13 protein-coding genes and 1 pseudogene are annotated in these 14,367 nt (G+C 61.6%); 6 read left to right on the top strand and 8 right to left on the bottom strand.

What is annotated here, in order from left to right; genetic code table 11:
* The first annotated feature begins 575 nt into the window (after positions 1 to 575).
* Positions 576 to 1,301, top strand: a complete 726-nt coding sequence (locus tag ACYVHH_RS11665; RefSeq protein ID WP_460565342.1) for a recombinase family protein — start codon at positions 576 to 578, stop codon at positions 1,299 to 1,301.
* Between the two features lie 200 nt (positions 1,302 to 1,501).
* Here the strand turns inward: ACYVHH_RS11665 and ACYVHH_RS11660 are convergent, their stop codons facing one another.
* From ACYVHH_RS11660 to ACYVHH_RS11635, 6 genes and pseudogenes are all read right to left on the bottom strand, one after another.
* Positions 1,502 to 3,388, bottom strand: a complete 1,887-nt coding sequence (locus ACYVHH_RS11660; RefSeq protein WP_460565341.1) for a DNA/RNA helicase domain-containing protein — start codon at positions 3,386 to 3,388, stop codon at positions 1,502 to 1,504.
* A complete protein-coding gene (locus tag ACYVHH_RS11655; protein ID WP_460565340.1) occupies positions 3,388 to 3,741 on the bottom strand; it encodes a nucleotide pyrophosphohydrolase in 354 nt (117 codons plus the stop codon). Before ACYVHH_RS11655 ends, ACYVHH_RS11660 begins: the two co-directional genes overlap by 1 nt.
* Before the next feature lie 73 nt (positions 3,742 to 3,814).
* Positions 3,815 to 4,828 carry an HNH endonuclease gene (locus ACYVHH_RS11650; RefSeq protein ID WP_460565339.1) on the bottom strand — a complete coding sequence of 338 codons (1,014 nt, stop codon included), beginning with the start codon at positions 4,826 to 4,828 and terminating at the stop codon, positions 3,815 to 3,817.
* 6 nt (positions 4,829 to 4,834) lie between these two features.
* Positions 4,835 to 5,455, bottom strand: a complete 621-nt coding sequence (locus tag ACYVHH_RS11645; RefSeq protein WP_460565338.1) for a class I SAM-dependent methyltransferase — start codon at positions 5,453 to 5,455, stop codon at positions 4,835 to 4,837.
* 3 nt (positions 5,456 to 5,458) lie between these two features.
* The gene (locus ACYVHH_RS11640) at positions 5,459 to 6,733 is read right to left on the bottom strand and encodes an HNH endonuclease (RefSeq protein ID WP_460565337.1); all 1,275 of its coding nucleotides are present in this window, start codon (positions 6,731 to 6,733) and stop codon (positions 5,459 to 5,461) included.
* 229 nt (positions 6,734 to 6,962) lie between these two features.
* A pseudogene (locus ACYVHH_RS11635) lies at positions 6,963 to 7,061 on the bottom strand (GTPase); the annotation flags it as partial.
* 328 nt (positions 7,062 to 7,389) lie between these two features.
* Between ACYVHH_RS11635 and ACYVHH_RS11630 the strand changes: the two are divergent.
* Positions 7,390 to 7,611, top strand: coding sequence for a glycine zipper 2TM domain-containing protein (locus ACYVHH_RS11630; protein WP_460565389.1), 222 nt, complete (start codon positions 7,390 to 7,392; stop codon positions 7,609 to 7,611).
* A gap of 100 nt (positions 7,612 to 7,711) precedes the next feature.
* Entirely contained in the window at positions 7,712 to 8,695 is a 984-nt protein-coding gene (locus ACYVHH_RS11625; RefSeq protein ID WP_460565336.1) for an HD-GYP domain-containing protein, read from the top strand.
* Here the strand turns inward: ACYVHH_RS11625 and ACYVHH_RS11620 are convergent, their stop codons facing one another.
* Positions 8,696 to 9,610: an MOSC domain-containing protein gene (locus ACYVHH_RS11620; protein ID WP_460565335.1), complete on the bottom strand. Its 915-nt coding sequence runs from the start codon at positions 9,608 to 9,610 to the stop codon at positions 8,696 to 8,698.
* A gap of 68 nt (positions 9,611 to 9,678) precedes the next feature.
* Between ACYVHH_RS11620 and ACYVHH_RS11615 the strand changes: the two genes are divergently transcribed.
* Genes ACYVHH_RS11615 through ACYVHH_RS11605 form a run of 3 tightly spaced genes read left to right on the top strand, consistent with a single transcriptional unit; the run spans position 9,679 to position 13,423 of the window.
* Positions 9,679 to 10,815, top strand: coding sequence for an FAD-dependent monooxygenase (locus tag ACYVHH_RS11615; RefSeq protein ID WP_460565334.1), 1,137 nt, complete (start codon positions 9,679 to 9,681; stop codon positions 10,813 to 10,815).
* Between the two features lie 56 nt (positions 10,816 to 10,871).
* Positions 10,872 to 11,594 (top strand): DsbC family protein, encoded by a 723-nt coding sequence (locus tag ACYVHH_RS11610; protein ID WP_460565333.1) that lies wholly within the window; start codon positions 10,872 to 10,874, stop codon positions 11,592 to 11,594.
* Positions 11,591 to 13,423, top strand: a complete 1,833-nt coding sequence (locus ACYVHH_RS11605) for a M61 family metallopeptidase (protein WP_460565332.1) — start codon at positions 11,591 to 11,593, stop codon at positions 13,421 to 13,423. Before ACYVHH_RS11610 ends, ACYVHH_RS11605 begins: the two co-directional genes overlap by 4 nt.
* Positions 13,424 to 13,448: 25 nt before the next feature.
* Here ACYVHH_RS11605 and ACYVHH_RS11600 read toward each other — a convergent pair whose 3' ends face one another.
* The gene (locus ACYVHH_RS11600; protein ID WP_460565331.1) at positions 13,449 to 14,255 is read right to left on the bottom strand and encodes an enoyl-CoA hydratase-related protein; all 807 of its coding nucleotides are present in this window, start codon (positions 14,253 to 14,255) and stop codon (positions 13,449 to 13,451) included.
* Between the last annotated feature and the right edge of the window lie 112 nt (positions 14,256 to 14,367).

Raw genomic sequence — 14,367 nt, 5'->3', positions numbered from 1 at the left:
GTTGGAAAACAAGACATCAAGCGTCCGGGCTGTCTTGCATTCCTCATCGGCGAGGCAGTGGCGCGCCGGGCTCTCCCGGGCAACTTCACCTCTTGTCCTGTGCCGACCTCTTCTAGACTAGGGGCCCAGCCCCGTCACCCAACCCCGAACATTCATTACCGCTACAGGTTGGATCGAGCCAGTGTGTGTCATGCACTGGCACATGCGACGTGTCGTGATTGTCTCAAGCATCTGCCAGACTAGGTATAAGAACTGCCCAACTTCAACGAAAAAACAATGAACACATTGTAGAAACTCGACCTGGGTGGTGCCGCCCTATAAGGAACAACTTCAAGCTGGCAGGAAAAACGGCGCCGAGGGCCACCACCGGACTCGGATCGGCATAGGGGGTACAAGGTCCGGGGTACAGCACCTTCGCAACCCGCATCCAAAACATTCACCCCGCCGTCTACGGCGTTGGTGCCCACACATCCTCGCCGATACAACACCCTCCTTCACGCCACCCGGGCCGCCCCGTAGGCTTGGATACACACAGGACGTTCGTCCTTTCATGTATCCACCCGGAGGTCTCCCACATGGCTCAGCAGTTCATCGCTTACTACCGCGTCAGCACCCAACGACAGGGAGCCTCCGGGCTCGGGTTGGAAGCCCAGCGCTCTGCCGTGATGCGGCACCTCACCGGAGGCGACAAAACGGTCGTAGAGGAGTTTTTGGAGGTCGAGACTGGCAAGGGTAGCAACGCCCTCGAAAAACGTCCCCAGCTGCGTCTGGCGCTAGAGCGTTGCCGCAAGACTGGGGCGACCCTGCTGATCGCCAAGCTGGATCGTCTAGCCCGCAATGTGCACTTTGTCTCAGGGTTGATCGAGACTGGGGTGGACTTCGTTGCGGCTGACATGCCGCACGCGAACAAGGTGATGATCCAGATGCACGCCGTAATGAGCGAGTGGGAGCGGGATCAGATCAGCGAGAGAACCCGTGCAGCCTTGGCGGCTGCGAAAGCCCGGGGCGTGGTTTTAGGGGTTACTGGACCGTCTAACCTGCGCAGGCACCTTGAGGAGCGTCAGGAGGCTGCTCGGGTGTTCCGGGAGCGGTTGAAGCCGGTGCTGGAGGGGTTCAAGGCCCAAGGTTTGAGCCGGCGAGCGATGGTTGAAAGGCTGAACGAACTGGGGATCGCTGCGCCGCGTGGTGGGGCGTGGTCGTTGGGTCAGGTGCAGAGAGTACTAACACCACCTTCCGACCACCTAAAGAGAGTGCGGATTACGAAAAGTGCAAGGACTGAATCGACTCCGGAACTGGTCTAGGGATGCGTGATGCTTTGATGCATCACGCATCATCAACATGACGTCCCACATCAGCGGGAAACCACCAAGCCTAGAGAAGCCTGCCCCAAGGATGTACACATTGTGGTTGTTATGCAGATCACGGGAGTGATCCATGGTTGCCCCCTTGAACGGATAAAAAACTAGATGTTTTGCTCGATTCCTATCTCAGCCTTACCTGATTACTCGACAGCCTTTGCTTTGCTGCGGAGATATTCACGGGTCTCTGGATCGGTCGCGTAAACAAAGCAGCCCTTGAGCCCCCTGGTCATCAGAGTTCTATAGGTGTTTTTGATGATCCGATCCGCCAGGGCTCTCGTTTCTTCTGGGTCGCTCTTGAGGCGTGTCTTGTAACCCCGGATTGACTGGTCCATAGACGACCTTGCCTCTGGAACAGTGACCACTTCCCCGTTGCGAACGATTAGGTCAGGGCCGATGATCACCCCGACATACTCAACCTCCAGCCCTTGGCAGGTATGGATACAACCGACTTGATCGATTGATCCCGGGGTCACGATCCAGACACTGCTGTTTTTAGCCAGATTCCACTGACGCTGGTAATCGTCACCGATCACGATGTCGAGCTGGCTGGTGTCGGTCTTGCTATTCCAAGGCCAGCAATATCCTGCGACCACTCTGGCCTTGTTGTTCTCGTTCTTGGCCTCAATAGCCGCGTGCAGTGCAGCTGGCGTGTCGAAAACCTGAAAGTCGTATTGCTTGGTATCGAGCAGGTCGTTGGCCGTTGGGTGTATGCCCAATACATTGTCGAGCCAGCTGATGTACCCGTCAGACCCACTGCACCGGAACTGGGAGACCAGCTCGTACTCCTCGACTTCGGCACCTTTGGCCTCGGCCCAGCGCTTGATCTGCTCTTTCGACCCAATATCCTTGAAAGTAACCCGCTGGTCTTCGTCTATGAAAAAGACCGTGCACTTGGACGCTTCAATGAGCTCCTTGACTTGGTTCTCACCCTGGTTGCCGTAGACCCCACTCTTCTCAGTCAGGCGGTGGGCCTCATCAACCAGCAAGAGGTCAAAGGTATTCGGCTCCATCTTGTGAAAACTGTCCGGCCCAACAAAGAGGCTGTCAAACCGGGTCCGCAGCGTTGAGCGAACCAACTGGTTCTTGTACACATGGCGTGGCGAAGAGTTCTTGGATACGTACTTGATGGCCAACCCAAAGTTGAGCAGTTTGACCAGCAAGTTGATCGCAATGAGGGATTTACCCGTGCCTGGACCTCCTTCGACGATCAGCACCTTGTGCTTGCCCGGGGCAGAAGCCTTTGCTGCGTCCTTGATGGCTTCGTACACCAGCTTCTGGTCATCAATCAGCACAAAGTCTTTGTTGGTCTTTAGGAGCTTGTTGGGCGCCTCGATCAACTCTTTTGATGCCCCGATCTTGCTGGTGATCAGTTCATTCAAGACCACTGCTCCGTCCCCAGTCTTGAGGTGCGACTGAATGAACAACCGGAACTGCGCCAACTCCCCCTTCAAGAAAACCGGAGCCCTGTCCAGATACACCTGATAGCGCTGATCACGGATCTCTGGCTGCGCTGGGTTGTAGTTGTGGACGTATGCCGCAGGCACAACACGAATCTCCCCAGAGGCAACCGCGTCATTGAAGCCCTCAAAGAGGTTGGCATAAGACCATGCCTGATACGAAGGATGGGGAACATCTTGTATGCCACCCCCAAGCACCGTACTGACAATCGCGTCTCGATCAGTGAGTTCCACCGAGCTCCATTGCTTGAGCTCGATAAGGATGACTGTCTTGCGACCTTCGCCGTCATAGCCAGAAAGGCAAAAATCAACGCGAGAGGTGGCTTGCGGAGCAAACAGCTCAATACCCACGCCTACGGACTCATCAACCTCAGAGCGTCGCAGCACCCGGGCCATCTCCCCGAGAGACCCTTGCCATGAGGCCATCTCTGACTTTCCTACTTTCTTGCCGGTGATGGCCTGAAAGCGCTCATGGATCAACTCGGCGATGTCAAAGCTATCGACTGTCCTCAGGAAGTCAGCGACGGCTGCCTTGTAGACCAGGATGTGGGTAGGCTTGTCGGCCAACATCACAGCACGTCGTATTTCTTGCTGGAGCCAAAAGCACGCGACACAGGGTACTTTTCGGCATTCAGTTTGAGCTTCTCGCTTGCTGCCTTGTCGAGATCGACCCTCAGGACATCGGCCAAGCGCACCAGATAGAGGAGTACGTCAGCCAGCTCTTGCTCTACCTTGTGTGCTGTCGCCGGGTCTTTTCCAGCCTTCTTGGACTCCTCCTCCGTCATCCATTGGAAGATTTCGGTCAGCTCTCCTGCCTCCCCGGTGAGGGCCATCACCAGGTTCTTGGGTGAGTGGAATTGAGCCCAGTTGCGCTCGGTGGCGAACTTCTCAAGCTCCCGGGCAAGCCGACGTGTGTCGATCATTGCCGGTGCGCCTCCTTGTGCACTTTGATCTGACATGAACTTTGTCCCCTTTATCTGAAATTCATTATGCCAATCACGCTGATGAATCAGGCTCCCAGGCCATTGCAGGGGAGAGCTGGTTAGCTTGGTAGACACGGTTCAGGAATGCAATTCTTTGGCCGGTCTGCATTCCTGTCTGCTGCATCAGTGTTTCTCGCAGCGGGTGGTGGCTCCCAATCAGGTACTCGTTGCGCTGGTGCAGGCGCTCCAGCAGCCGGATCGATGGGATGCGGTCGAATTTGCCCTTCGGGCCACGGTTACAGACTGGGCATGAAAGCACGAGATTCCAGACCCCATCCAAGTTGATGCCTAGGTTGACCTGCTTCAGTCGATGCGGAAAGAAGTGATCCACATCCACATTCATGCGCTCCCCGGTCAGTTGCAGCTCTGAGTGGCAGTAGAAGCAACGCCCCTTCTGGTAGCCATTGAGGGCATTGCGGCTGCTCGTCACGCTCCGGCGGCGTTGCCCCGCATCCAGGGCAAACATCTCACCCAGCGCATCGTCATGCTGAACCGCCAGCAAGTTGGTTGAGACGCCCAGGTTCCACGCAGTCTCAACCAGCCGCCACCTCGCATCCACTTCTTGGCCCAGATTGTCGGCTTGGAGCCCAGCCATCATGTGGCTGAACTCTTCGGTGATGCGTATTCCCCGGTTGGGCTTGCGCTCGTCTATGAAAAAAGCGTGATGAACAGGACTGGAGCCGACCACATGAAAGGCATCGATCACGTTGACGAACCCATAAGCCACGGTCGCATCGATCAACCTGGTCAGGTTCTTGTCTTGGTTGAATGCCTGACAAGCCTGGATGAATTTCCCATTGGTCGTAGTGATCTGCTTCGGGGCGTCCCGGAGATGCTCGGCAATTGACTGGGCAAAAGCAGGGGCCAAGTCCTCCAGCTTGATCAGCTCCCCCGATTTGGGCTGAAGTGTCAGCAGGGCGGTAGCCAGCGCAAACTTATAGCTGGCAGTGTTTCTTCCGTAGAGCACCACACCACGCCAGCAATCCTCGACGGTCGGACTGGGCGGGATGAACAGCTCTCCGGTCATGACTGATCAGGCTTCAGCTGCCCGCATAAGCACTGATGCCCATTCCACTTCGTCACGGCCCAGGCTGTCGGCATTGGTCCAGTGATCAACCAAGACAAAGCCGACAGCTTCAAACTGCTCCTGGAGACGGCCAGCAGAGTCAGGGATGAACAGACGCCCTGCAGCGTCACGATGTGCTTCCTCGCTCACATCGTGACGCTTGCTGGGGACAGAGTAGAGCAGGCTCCCTCCGGGCTTCAAGCAAGACTTGATGAACGCCACCGCAGCGGCTTGCTGCTCCAGCCCAATATGCATCAGCACCGCTGAGCACAGAACGCCATCGAAACCACCTCCAAACGGCACACCAGCGTCCGGGATAGCCCCACATTCAATCCGTCCCTTGAGCTCGGGGTGCAAAGCCTGCGCCAATTCGACGAGCTCCGGGGTGGCGTCTAACCCGTACACCTCGCAGCCCATTGTGTGGAGGTAGGCCAAATCTCGGCCAGAACCACACCCCAGATCGAGCACCCGGAAGTTGCGAGGGAACGCTTGCTCGAAATGTTGTGCCAGCCCATTCACGATGGATTCATAGCGATTGGCAACCTGCTCTGCGTTCTTGGCGTAGTAATCGAGTGTCAGCGCATCCATGAGTCACTGTTTTTTCATTGTCTCGACAAGCTGCTCAATGCTCAACGCCGGTTTCTTTCGATGCAACATCGCATGGCAGTTCGGACAAACCGGGCGTAGATCGGTCACGGGGTTCAGCTCATATTGCTCCCCGATCTCACCCAGGGGCTTGAGGTGGTGCACATGGATGAATCCCTCACCAAGCTCGCCATACCGTTCGCCGAAGTCGAATGAGCAGACGCTGCACTTCACCCCCCATTTTGCGATGCACTTGCGCCGGGCATTCGGGTCGCGCTCGTACACGTTGACCTGGACAGTACGCCGGGCACCTTCAGGCACTGAACCGACCTCATCCTCGTCAACCTCCTCCGGCGTTTGAGTCGGAAGGCGCGTGTCGTCGCCGGCGTGAAAGCTCCAGATCACCTTAACAGGGGTCTGATCGGCCACCTGAACCGCCTTACCCAGCCCCGCGAACGTGAACGGATCACGATCCTCTTCACGGAAGAAGATGTACACGTTTCCGTCGGGGTTGATCAGCTTCTGGATCGACGCCTGGTGAATGTTTGTGTTGGTCTTGGCGAACCAGACCAGCCGGTCGCCATCGAAGTGGTTGCCGTAGTCATGCCCTGTTCGACCACCCGTGCCGACGCCGCAGAAAATGAACCAGTCATCGCCGTGAGCGGTATAGCCGGTGAACCAATTGCCCCCGGTCGGCTCTGCGGTCAGCCCGACTATCTTGAAAACATCCTTGCGGTGGTACGTATCTCCGATCTTGAACGGATATGCTGCGCGGGCTGATACGGGGGCCAAGCCGTTTTCCCCGGTGACCTTGGCCGCGAAGTCCATGAGCCGCTGTGAGTGGGAATGGGCAAATCTCGTACCCTTCACGGGCTTGCCAGCAGCTGTAACAGCTGCGCGGCGAACGAATGCCTCATGAAATGGGCGGAGGCGCTGTATCGCGTCCTTGAAATCCAGTACGCTGCCATAAAAGCTCGCCTGAGGCGCTGGCATCGACTTGTAGGCTGACTGATTAACTGGCAGGCCAAGCAGCGTCGGATCATCCGCCCTGGCGAGCAGGTTCATCAATACCTGCTCGCCGCTCAGAACGAACACCTCGACCGGACCGACATTGAGCCGGCATCCGTCGCTGAACAAAGTCACCGCCCATGCGGCTGGCGCGATTTCCGCCGCGACCTTGGTGGAATCCAGAAGTTGTTTCAATACGAGCTTGCGAAGCTCGCTATCGGCTCCGGGCAGGATCGCACCGGCAACATCACTGAAATCAGGGTGTCCCCCCATACCTACCTCTTTTCTTGGTTTTGGTACAACGATACCAAGAATCGGGCTGAGCGGTCAAAACACGTCCTGCTCGACTAAGACGCCTCAAATGAAAGAGGCCAACATATGATGGCCTCGTACCGCTGATGCGAGTTTTCTATCGGAGTTTTTGTCCTGGCTATGCCGATGGTCGCCTAGGTAGTCCCGGAAATCCTTGAGGCCAAAGGATGCCTCAGAAGGTCCAGCCTGCGGGGTAGTTCTCGGCCGCGATGCCCGCCTTGGTCAGGGCGTTGAACAGGGTGGATTTGCCGACGTTGGGCAGGCCGACGATGCCGCACTTCAGAGACATGAAACTTCCTTTGGAATCGATACCCCGTCCGGGCCGCCGGGCCCGGTCCGAACATGGGGGAAAGCCCCCGTCAACCCATTCGAAGACCGGGTGACATGCAAGGCGCTCGCGTCGAAACGGCCGGCATGGTCCGGGCGGGAATCGCGCAAAAACCGGGGGAAATGGTTGCAGATTGTACCGGGCAGCAGATGCAGGCAGCGCCGGCGGCTGTTACACAAGGAAACCTCAGATGCAGTCCGTCACCACGGCCGGGCGAGCCTGCACCGAACATGACAATGCCGGTGCCATGCGTACACCGGCGCCCAACACGAAGATCAAGGAGTCTCATATGAAAACGCTGCACCGCATCGCGAAACCGCTTCTCGCATTGCTCGTCGTCCCGTCCCTGATGGCTTGCGCCAACCTGACCCAGCGTCAGCAGAACGCAGCCATCGGCGCAGGCGTCGGAGCGATCGGCGGCGCCGTCCTCACTGGCGGCAGCACACTGGGGACGCTGGGTGGCGCTGCCATCGGCGGTGTCATCGGGCACGGCTCCGACAGCAAACGCTGACGCACTGCCGCGCCGTCACTCGGCATCAAAAGCCAACACAACTATCAAATCAACCGATAAAATGCGAGGCGAAACGATACATCACACCATGTGACATCCAATGGCAACCAGCGACCCCACTGATACCTGTGCTTCGCTCGCCGATGCTGGTGCGGTGGCGCCGCCGTGGCTGGATGATGACCCCACAGAAGCCTGGCCAGCCCTTCACCGGCGGCTCAATGGCCTTCTGCAGCGGCCAGACGTCTCGGAGGCCGATTTCCTGCCGCGCCTGCAGGCGGTGGAACAAGGTATGCAGTACCTCCTGGGCCAACGCGAGGACGACAGCCTTTTCGTGATGGTGCAGATGCTGTTTGACCGCGACCAGGGTTACAGCGCCGGTCATGCCCTGCTGTCAGCGGCGCTGTGCCGAATGATCGGACCGCTGGTAGGCGTGCAAGGGGCCGCGTTGCAAGCCCTCACCCGGGCCGCGCTGACCATGAACATCGCCATGAGCCAGCTGCAGGACCAGCTGGCCAACCAGGTCCGCCCTGTAGACGACGGGCAGCGCGCCGAGATCGACCGTCACCCCCAGGGCGGGGTTGACCGGCTCAAGGAGCTTGGCGTCACCGACGAAGGCTGGCTGTGGCTGGTACAGGAACACCACGCCTCGCTGGAGGACATCGCCGTACCCGACGAAGAACGGCGCGTGAGCCTGCGCCTGTTGCAGATGGCCGACCGCTTCGTGGCCCGGATCAGCCCGCGCCGCAGCCGCAGGGGACTCCCCCCCAAGGTCGCGGCCGGCAACCTTTACCTGGAAGCACAAGAGCAGGCCGGCACGCTGGGCGCGGCCTTCGTCAAGCTCATGGGCATGTACCCGCCGGGCACCTACGTGCGCTTGAAATCATCTGAAACGGCGGTGGTGGTTCGCCGGGGGGAGCGGGTCAACACGCCCCTCACCATGGCCATCGCCGACGGGCAAGGCATGCCCCTGAGCACCCCGGGAAAGCGCGACACGCAGCAAGACCGCTACCAGGTCGACAAACCGCTGTCACCAGAAGACGTGAGGATTCGTCTCGACAAGTCCAAGCTGCTGCGCCGCGTCTGATCAGCCCTCCCACGGGCCCCACTCGCCTTCCCCCTTCATGCCTTCGTGCAGCATCTGCCCCGCGCCGCCACGCACGATCGCGTTCATGCCGAAAGTGACCGCCCCCATCAGGCGGCGGTCCTGCCGGTAGGCGTGCAGGACGGGGCTGACAAGACTTCCTGGCTCGCCCGTGGCGGGATCGATGTCGGGAATGCTGCACCGCGAGCAGGGTTTGACCGGCTGCAGCCAGACCGGCGGCGCATCCGGCACACCCTCGGCACGCAGCCGCAAGGAAGCCAGGCGGTCTTCGTCGTGGGCCTCCAGCCCGCCCAGCACGATGTTGGGGCGGAAACGCTCGACGCCTGCCGCCGCATGCCCAAGAGCCGTGAGGCGCCCGTTGAGTTCGTCAAGGGACGCCCGCGAGAGCACGAGCACAGGGAAACCGTCGCTGAACTGGTTGGGCGCCTCCACGCCCGCCGTCCATTTCAACGACGAAAGCCGCCGCACTTCTGGGTCAAAGCGGACCAGGCGCAAACGCTGCATCCCGGAAGGGGCGCGAGACCCCAGAAAATCGGTGAACCACTGCGCCGCCACGTCTCCCATGTCGTAGGCGTCCACCTCGTCGTCCCACACGCGCACGCGCCTGGGGGCCTCGGCGGCGTCCAGCGCCAGGTGCAGCGACAGCATCCCGGGCGCCCGCAACTCCAGATGTCCCATCCTGAAGCGCGGCTGGATCAGCGCCATTTGCGGCAGCTCTCGCTGCGAGACGAACTCGTTGCGCTCGTCCACGACCATCCAGGAGCGGTCCCACTCCAGCCCGGTGTCGAGCAATTCGACGCTGGACAGTCTCACGCCCGCGCAGGATTTCACCGGATACGTCCAGAGCTCCTCGATGTACAACGGCAGGGTTGCTTCGGAACTGGCAAATTCAGTCATCGGGCGCGGCTCAGGAAGGCATGGATGTGGTTGGGGCAACCATTTTGCCTTGCTTCTACAATTTGGTCATGAGCACCAAGTACGATGTGGCCATTCTCGGTGGTGGCGTGGTGGGGCACACGCTGGCCCTGTTACTGGCCCGGGACCGCCTGCGCGTGGCCCTGGTGACGCGCCCGCCCGCGCCAGCCGCGGCCGGCTCACCGGACATCCGGGCGTATGCGCTCAACGAAACATCCCGGCAACTCCTGCAATCCCTGCGGGTCTGGCCAGACGCCCCCAGCTTCAACCCGCCCGCTGCAACGGCGGTTCGCCACATGTGGGTGGCAGACGCGGGCGATGCCACCGCCAGTGTGCGCTTCGACGCCAGCTCCCTGGGGGTCAACGCCTTGTCCTGGATCGTGGACGTCCCCGCGCTCGAGCAGACGCTGGCCCAGGCGGTGCAGTTCCAGTCAGGCGTCGATACAGTGCACGAATGCCCGAAGGCCGCGCTGACGGTGATCTGCGAAGGCAAGCGCAGCAGCACTCGCGACGCGCTGGGCTTCGAATTCGACACCCGCCCCTATCCGCAAACCGCCGTGGCCGCGCGTTTGCGCTGCGAACGGCCGCACGGCGGCGTGGCCCGCCAATGGTTCATCAACGGCGACATACTGGCCCTGCTCCCGCTGGAAGGTGAACAAGGCAACGCCGTGGCACTGGTGTGGTCGGTCCCTCATGAACGCGCGGCGCATTTGCTGACGCTTCCGGCGGCCGCCATGGCCGAGGCGGTGATGCATGCATGCGATCACGCACTGGGCGGCATGACGCTGCTGGGCCAGCCCGCGGGCTGGCCCCTGGAGCTTTCACGGGCGCGGCACTGGGTCAAGCCCGGCGTGGCCCTTGCTGGTGACGCTGCGCACGCCATGCACCCACTCGCGGGCCAGGGGCTCAACGTCGGGTTGGGCGACGTGGGCGAGCTGGCGCGCGTCCTGCACGAACGCGAGTACTGGCGCGACCTTGGCGACCTGAAACTGCTGAGGCGCTACGAACGCGCCCGTCAGGCCGACTTCAACAGCATGGCCTGGGCAACCGACAGCCTCTTTGGGCTGTTCAACCAGCAAGACAGCAGACTCCAGGCGCTGCGCCGCTGGGGGTTGCGCGGATTTGACCAGCTGCCCCTTGTCAAATCCTGGGCGGCACGCCGCGCCATGGGCACCAACGCCCTCTGATGGTCCGCTGCACCCGCTTGCGGAACCCTACCCCCTATTCCCGACACCAAGCATCCATGACATCCCTGCACCCCACACTCCGCCTGGCATTCGCCCTGGCCGTCGCCGCGGCCTTCACCGGGGCTCAGGCCCAGGAAGCCGCCATCCGAAAGAACCTGGCGGAACGCCTGCCGACCCTCCCCAAGATCGAGGAAGTCAGCAAGACACCCATGAACGGGCTGTATGAAGTTCGCATCAACCAGAGTGACATCTTCTACTCTGACGCCAAGGGCGACTTCATCCTGCTGCAAGGTGAGCTGATCGACACCCGTACACGCGCCAACCTGACGGAAGAACGCGTCAACAAGCTCACGGCCATCGCCTTCGACCAGCTGCCGCTGAAAGACGCCTTCACCACCGTTCGGGGCAACGGCAAGAACAAGATCGCCGTGTTCAGCGACCCTAACTGTGGCTTCTGCAAGCGGCTGGAACGTGACCTGATCAAGCTCAACGACGTCACGGTCTACACCTTCCTCATCCCCATCCTGGGGGCGGACTCCCAGACCAAGGCCCGCAACATCTGGTGCGCGAAGGACAAGGCCGCTTCCTACAACGAATGGATGCTCAACGGCGCCACGCCAGCCAATGCCAGCTGTGACACGGCCGCGCTCACGCGCAACCTGGAGTTCGCGGGCCGCATGCGCATCACCGGCACGCCCACGAGCTTCCTGGCAGATGGCACACGCATCCAGGGTGCCGACTTCAAGAAGATCGAGCAGATGCTGGCTGCGGCGAAATGAGCGCCGCCCGCTCCACGCGCACTGGCGAACACGCCGGACCGCTTTACCAGGTCAGCGTCCGGGATCCGCACGCCCACCTGCTCGACGTCTGCCTGCAGGTTTCCCAGCCATCGCGCCGGCAACGCTTCAGTCTGCCGGTGTGGATTCCGGGCAGCTACCTGGTGCGGGAGTTCTCGCAGCACCTGCAGGAACTCCGCGCCGAGGTGGACGGCCAGCCCCTTCCGCTGCGGCAGACCAGCAAGAACACCTGGGAAGCTGCCACACCCGCCGGTGCGCGCACGCTGACGCTGCGGTACTCGGTCTATGCCTTCGACGCGTCCGTGCGCACCGCCTTCCTTGACCAGACACGCGGCTTCTTCAACCCCACCAGCGTTTGCCTGCGGGTACACGGGCGCGAGCAGGCGCTTCACACCCTGGAGCTGCAAGCCAACCGGCACACCGAAGGCTGGCAGGCCGCCACTGCGCTCCTTCCGCAAAAGGTCAAGCGCGGCGGGTTTGGCCGCTATGTGGCGGAAAACTACGACGAGCTGGCCGACTCCCCCGTGGAAATGGGCCGGTTCTGGAGCGGCTCCTTCAAGGTTCGCGGCGTACCACACCGGTTCGTCGTCAGTGGCGCTGGCGCGGGCTTCGACGGCGAGAGGCTGTTGCGCGACACACAGCGCATCTGCGAAGCCGAAATGGCCCTCTGGCACGGCCCGCATGGCAAGCGCGGCCAGGGGAAGCCACCCTTCGACCGCTATCTTTTCATGCTGCACGCCAGCCAGGATGGTTACGGCGGGCTGGAGCATCGCCACTCGACGGCCCTGATCTGCCAGCGCGCCGATCTGCCGCGTCTGCCGGACAGCGGCAGCCAGCCTGCGGCGCTCAAGGCCTCCGACGGCTACACCACCCTGCTGGGGCTGATCAGCCACGAATATTTCCACACATGGAACGTCAAGCGCCTGCGCCCGCACGAGTTCTCCCGCTACGACTACGAGCAGGAAAACTACACCGAGCTGTTGTGGTTCTTCGAAGGCTTCACCAGCTATTACGACGACCTGCTCGTCCTGCGCGCTGGGCTCATTGACGAAACGGCCTACCTGCAGCTCCTGAGCAAGACCATCAACCAGGTTCTGCAAACGCCGGGGCGGCTGGTACAGAGCGTGGCACAGGCCAGTTTCGACGCCTGGATCAAGTATTACCGCGTACAGGAAAACACGCCAAACGCCACCGTCAGCTACTACACCAAGGGCGCACTGGTGGCCTTGTGCCTGGACCTCACCCTGCGCGCCGAAGGCCACACCACCTTGGACGAAGTGATGCGCTCGCTGTACGAACGGTGCAGCGGCGGCCCCATGCGGCAGGGCGATCTGCTGGCAGTGCTTCGCCAGCTGGGCAGGCGCAGTTTTCAGGAAGAGCTGCAAGCCTGGGTGCACGGCACCGCCGACCTGCCCCTGCGAGAACTGTTGCAACGCCATGGCGTGCAATGGAACGAGGAACCAGCCCCGCTGGCACAGCAACTGGGGCTGCGCGTCAGTGAATCGAACGGCCTGGTGCTGAAGAACGTGCTGCGAGGCTCAGCCGCGGAAGTCGCCGGCATGGCGGCCGGGGACGAATGGCTGGCCGTGGAAACGGTAACTGCCGATGGCACGCCCGCCAACTGGCGGGTACGCAAACTGGAGGACGTTGCACTGCATGCCCGGGGGCAGGATTCCGTCACCGCCTGGGTGGCACGCGATGGCCGCGTGCTGCGTTGCCCCTTGCGCTGGCCTGCGGCGTCCTGCGCCGTGCGCCTGTCCCGGGCGGCCGCACGCCAGGCAGACACGCCGCGGCGCTGGCTCCAGGAGTGAAGCCAGCCCCCGCGGCCGAAAGACCTTACTCGCCCTTGAAACGGGGCGCGCGCTTTTCGAGAAAGGCATTGACCCCCTCGAAATAGTCGTGCGTGCGCCCCAGGGCGGATTGCAGGTCGCGCTCCACATCGAGATGCTGGTCCAGCGACCGCGTCGCCGCCTCGCGCAGCAAGGTGCGCGTGGCCACCAGCGCCCGCGTCGGCATTCCCGCCAGACGCTCTGCCAGGCCCATGGCCACTGCCAACGGGTCTTCGGCCACGTCCCAGATAAGACCCCACTCCTTGGCCTGGCTGGCGGGCAGCTTGTCGCCGGTCATGGCCAGGCCCATGGCGCGTGCCAGCCCCAGCCGCTCCACCAGCAACCAGCTGCCCCCAGCGTCGGGGATGAGGCCAATCTTGCTGAATGCCTGGACAAAGCTGGCAGCCGGAGCGGCCACCGTCATGTCGCAGGCCATGGCAAGAGACGCGCCCGCGCCAGCGGCTACCCCGTTGACGGCGGCAATGGTCGGCACCGGCAGACTCATGAGCTTGCGCACCATCGGGTTGAAGTACCCGTCGAGCACCGGCCCAGGATTGGCTCGCTCCTCCAGACCTTCGCCAGGGGTGAAGTCGAGCTCTGACAGGTCCAGCCCGGCACAGAAGCCACGCCCCGAGCCCGTGAGCACCAGCGCACGCACCGCCGGGCTGGCCGCCGCCCGGTCGAACGCCCCCTGCAGCTCCAGAAGCATGGCCCGCGTGAAGCTGTTGAGCGCCTGCGGTCTGTTCAACGTCACCACGGCCACTGCCCCAAGCTCTTCGTAGCGCACAGGCGTGTCGTTTGATGCATCCGTCATGTTTGGTCTCCTCGTTGTTGCTTTCCCCCGCAATCTACCCGATGGCGGCGTTCTTGTCGGGAACCCAGGCGCAGCGCAGGCAGCTTTTGTACCCGGCGCGTCACATCCTGCA

The sequence above is a fragment of the Hydrogenophaga aquatica genome (genome assembly GCF_054780915.1).
This window is presented reverse-complemented; position numbering and strand designations above follow the sequence as displayed.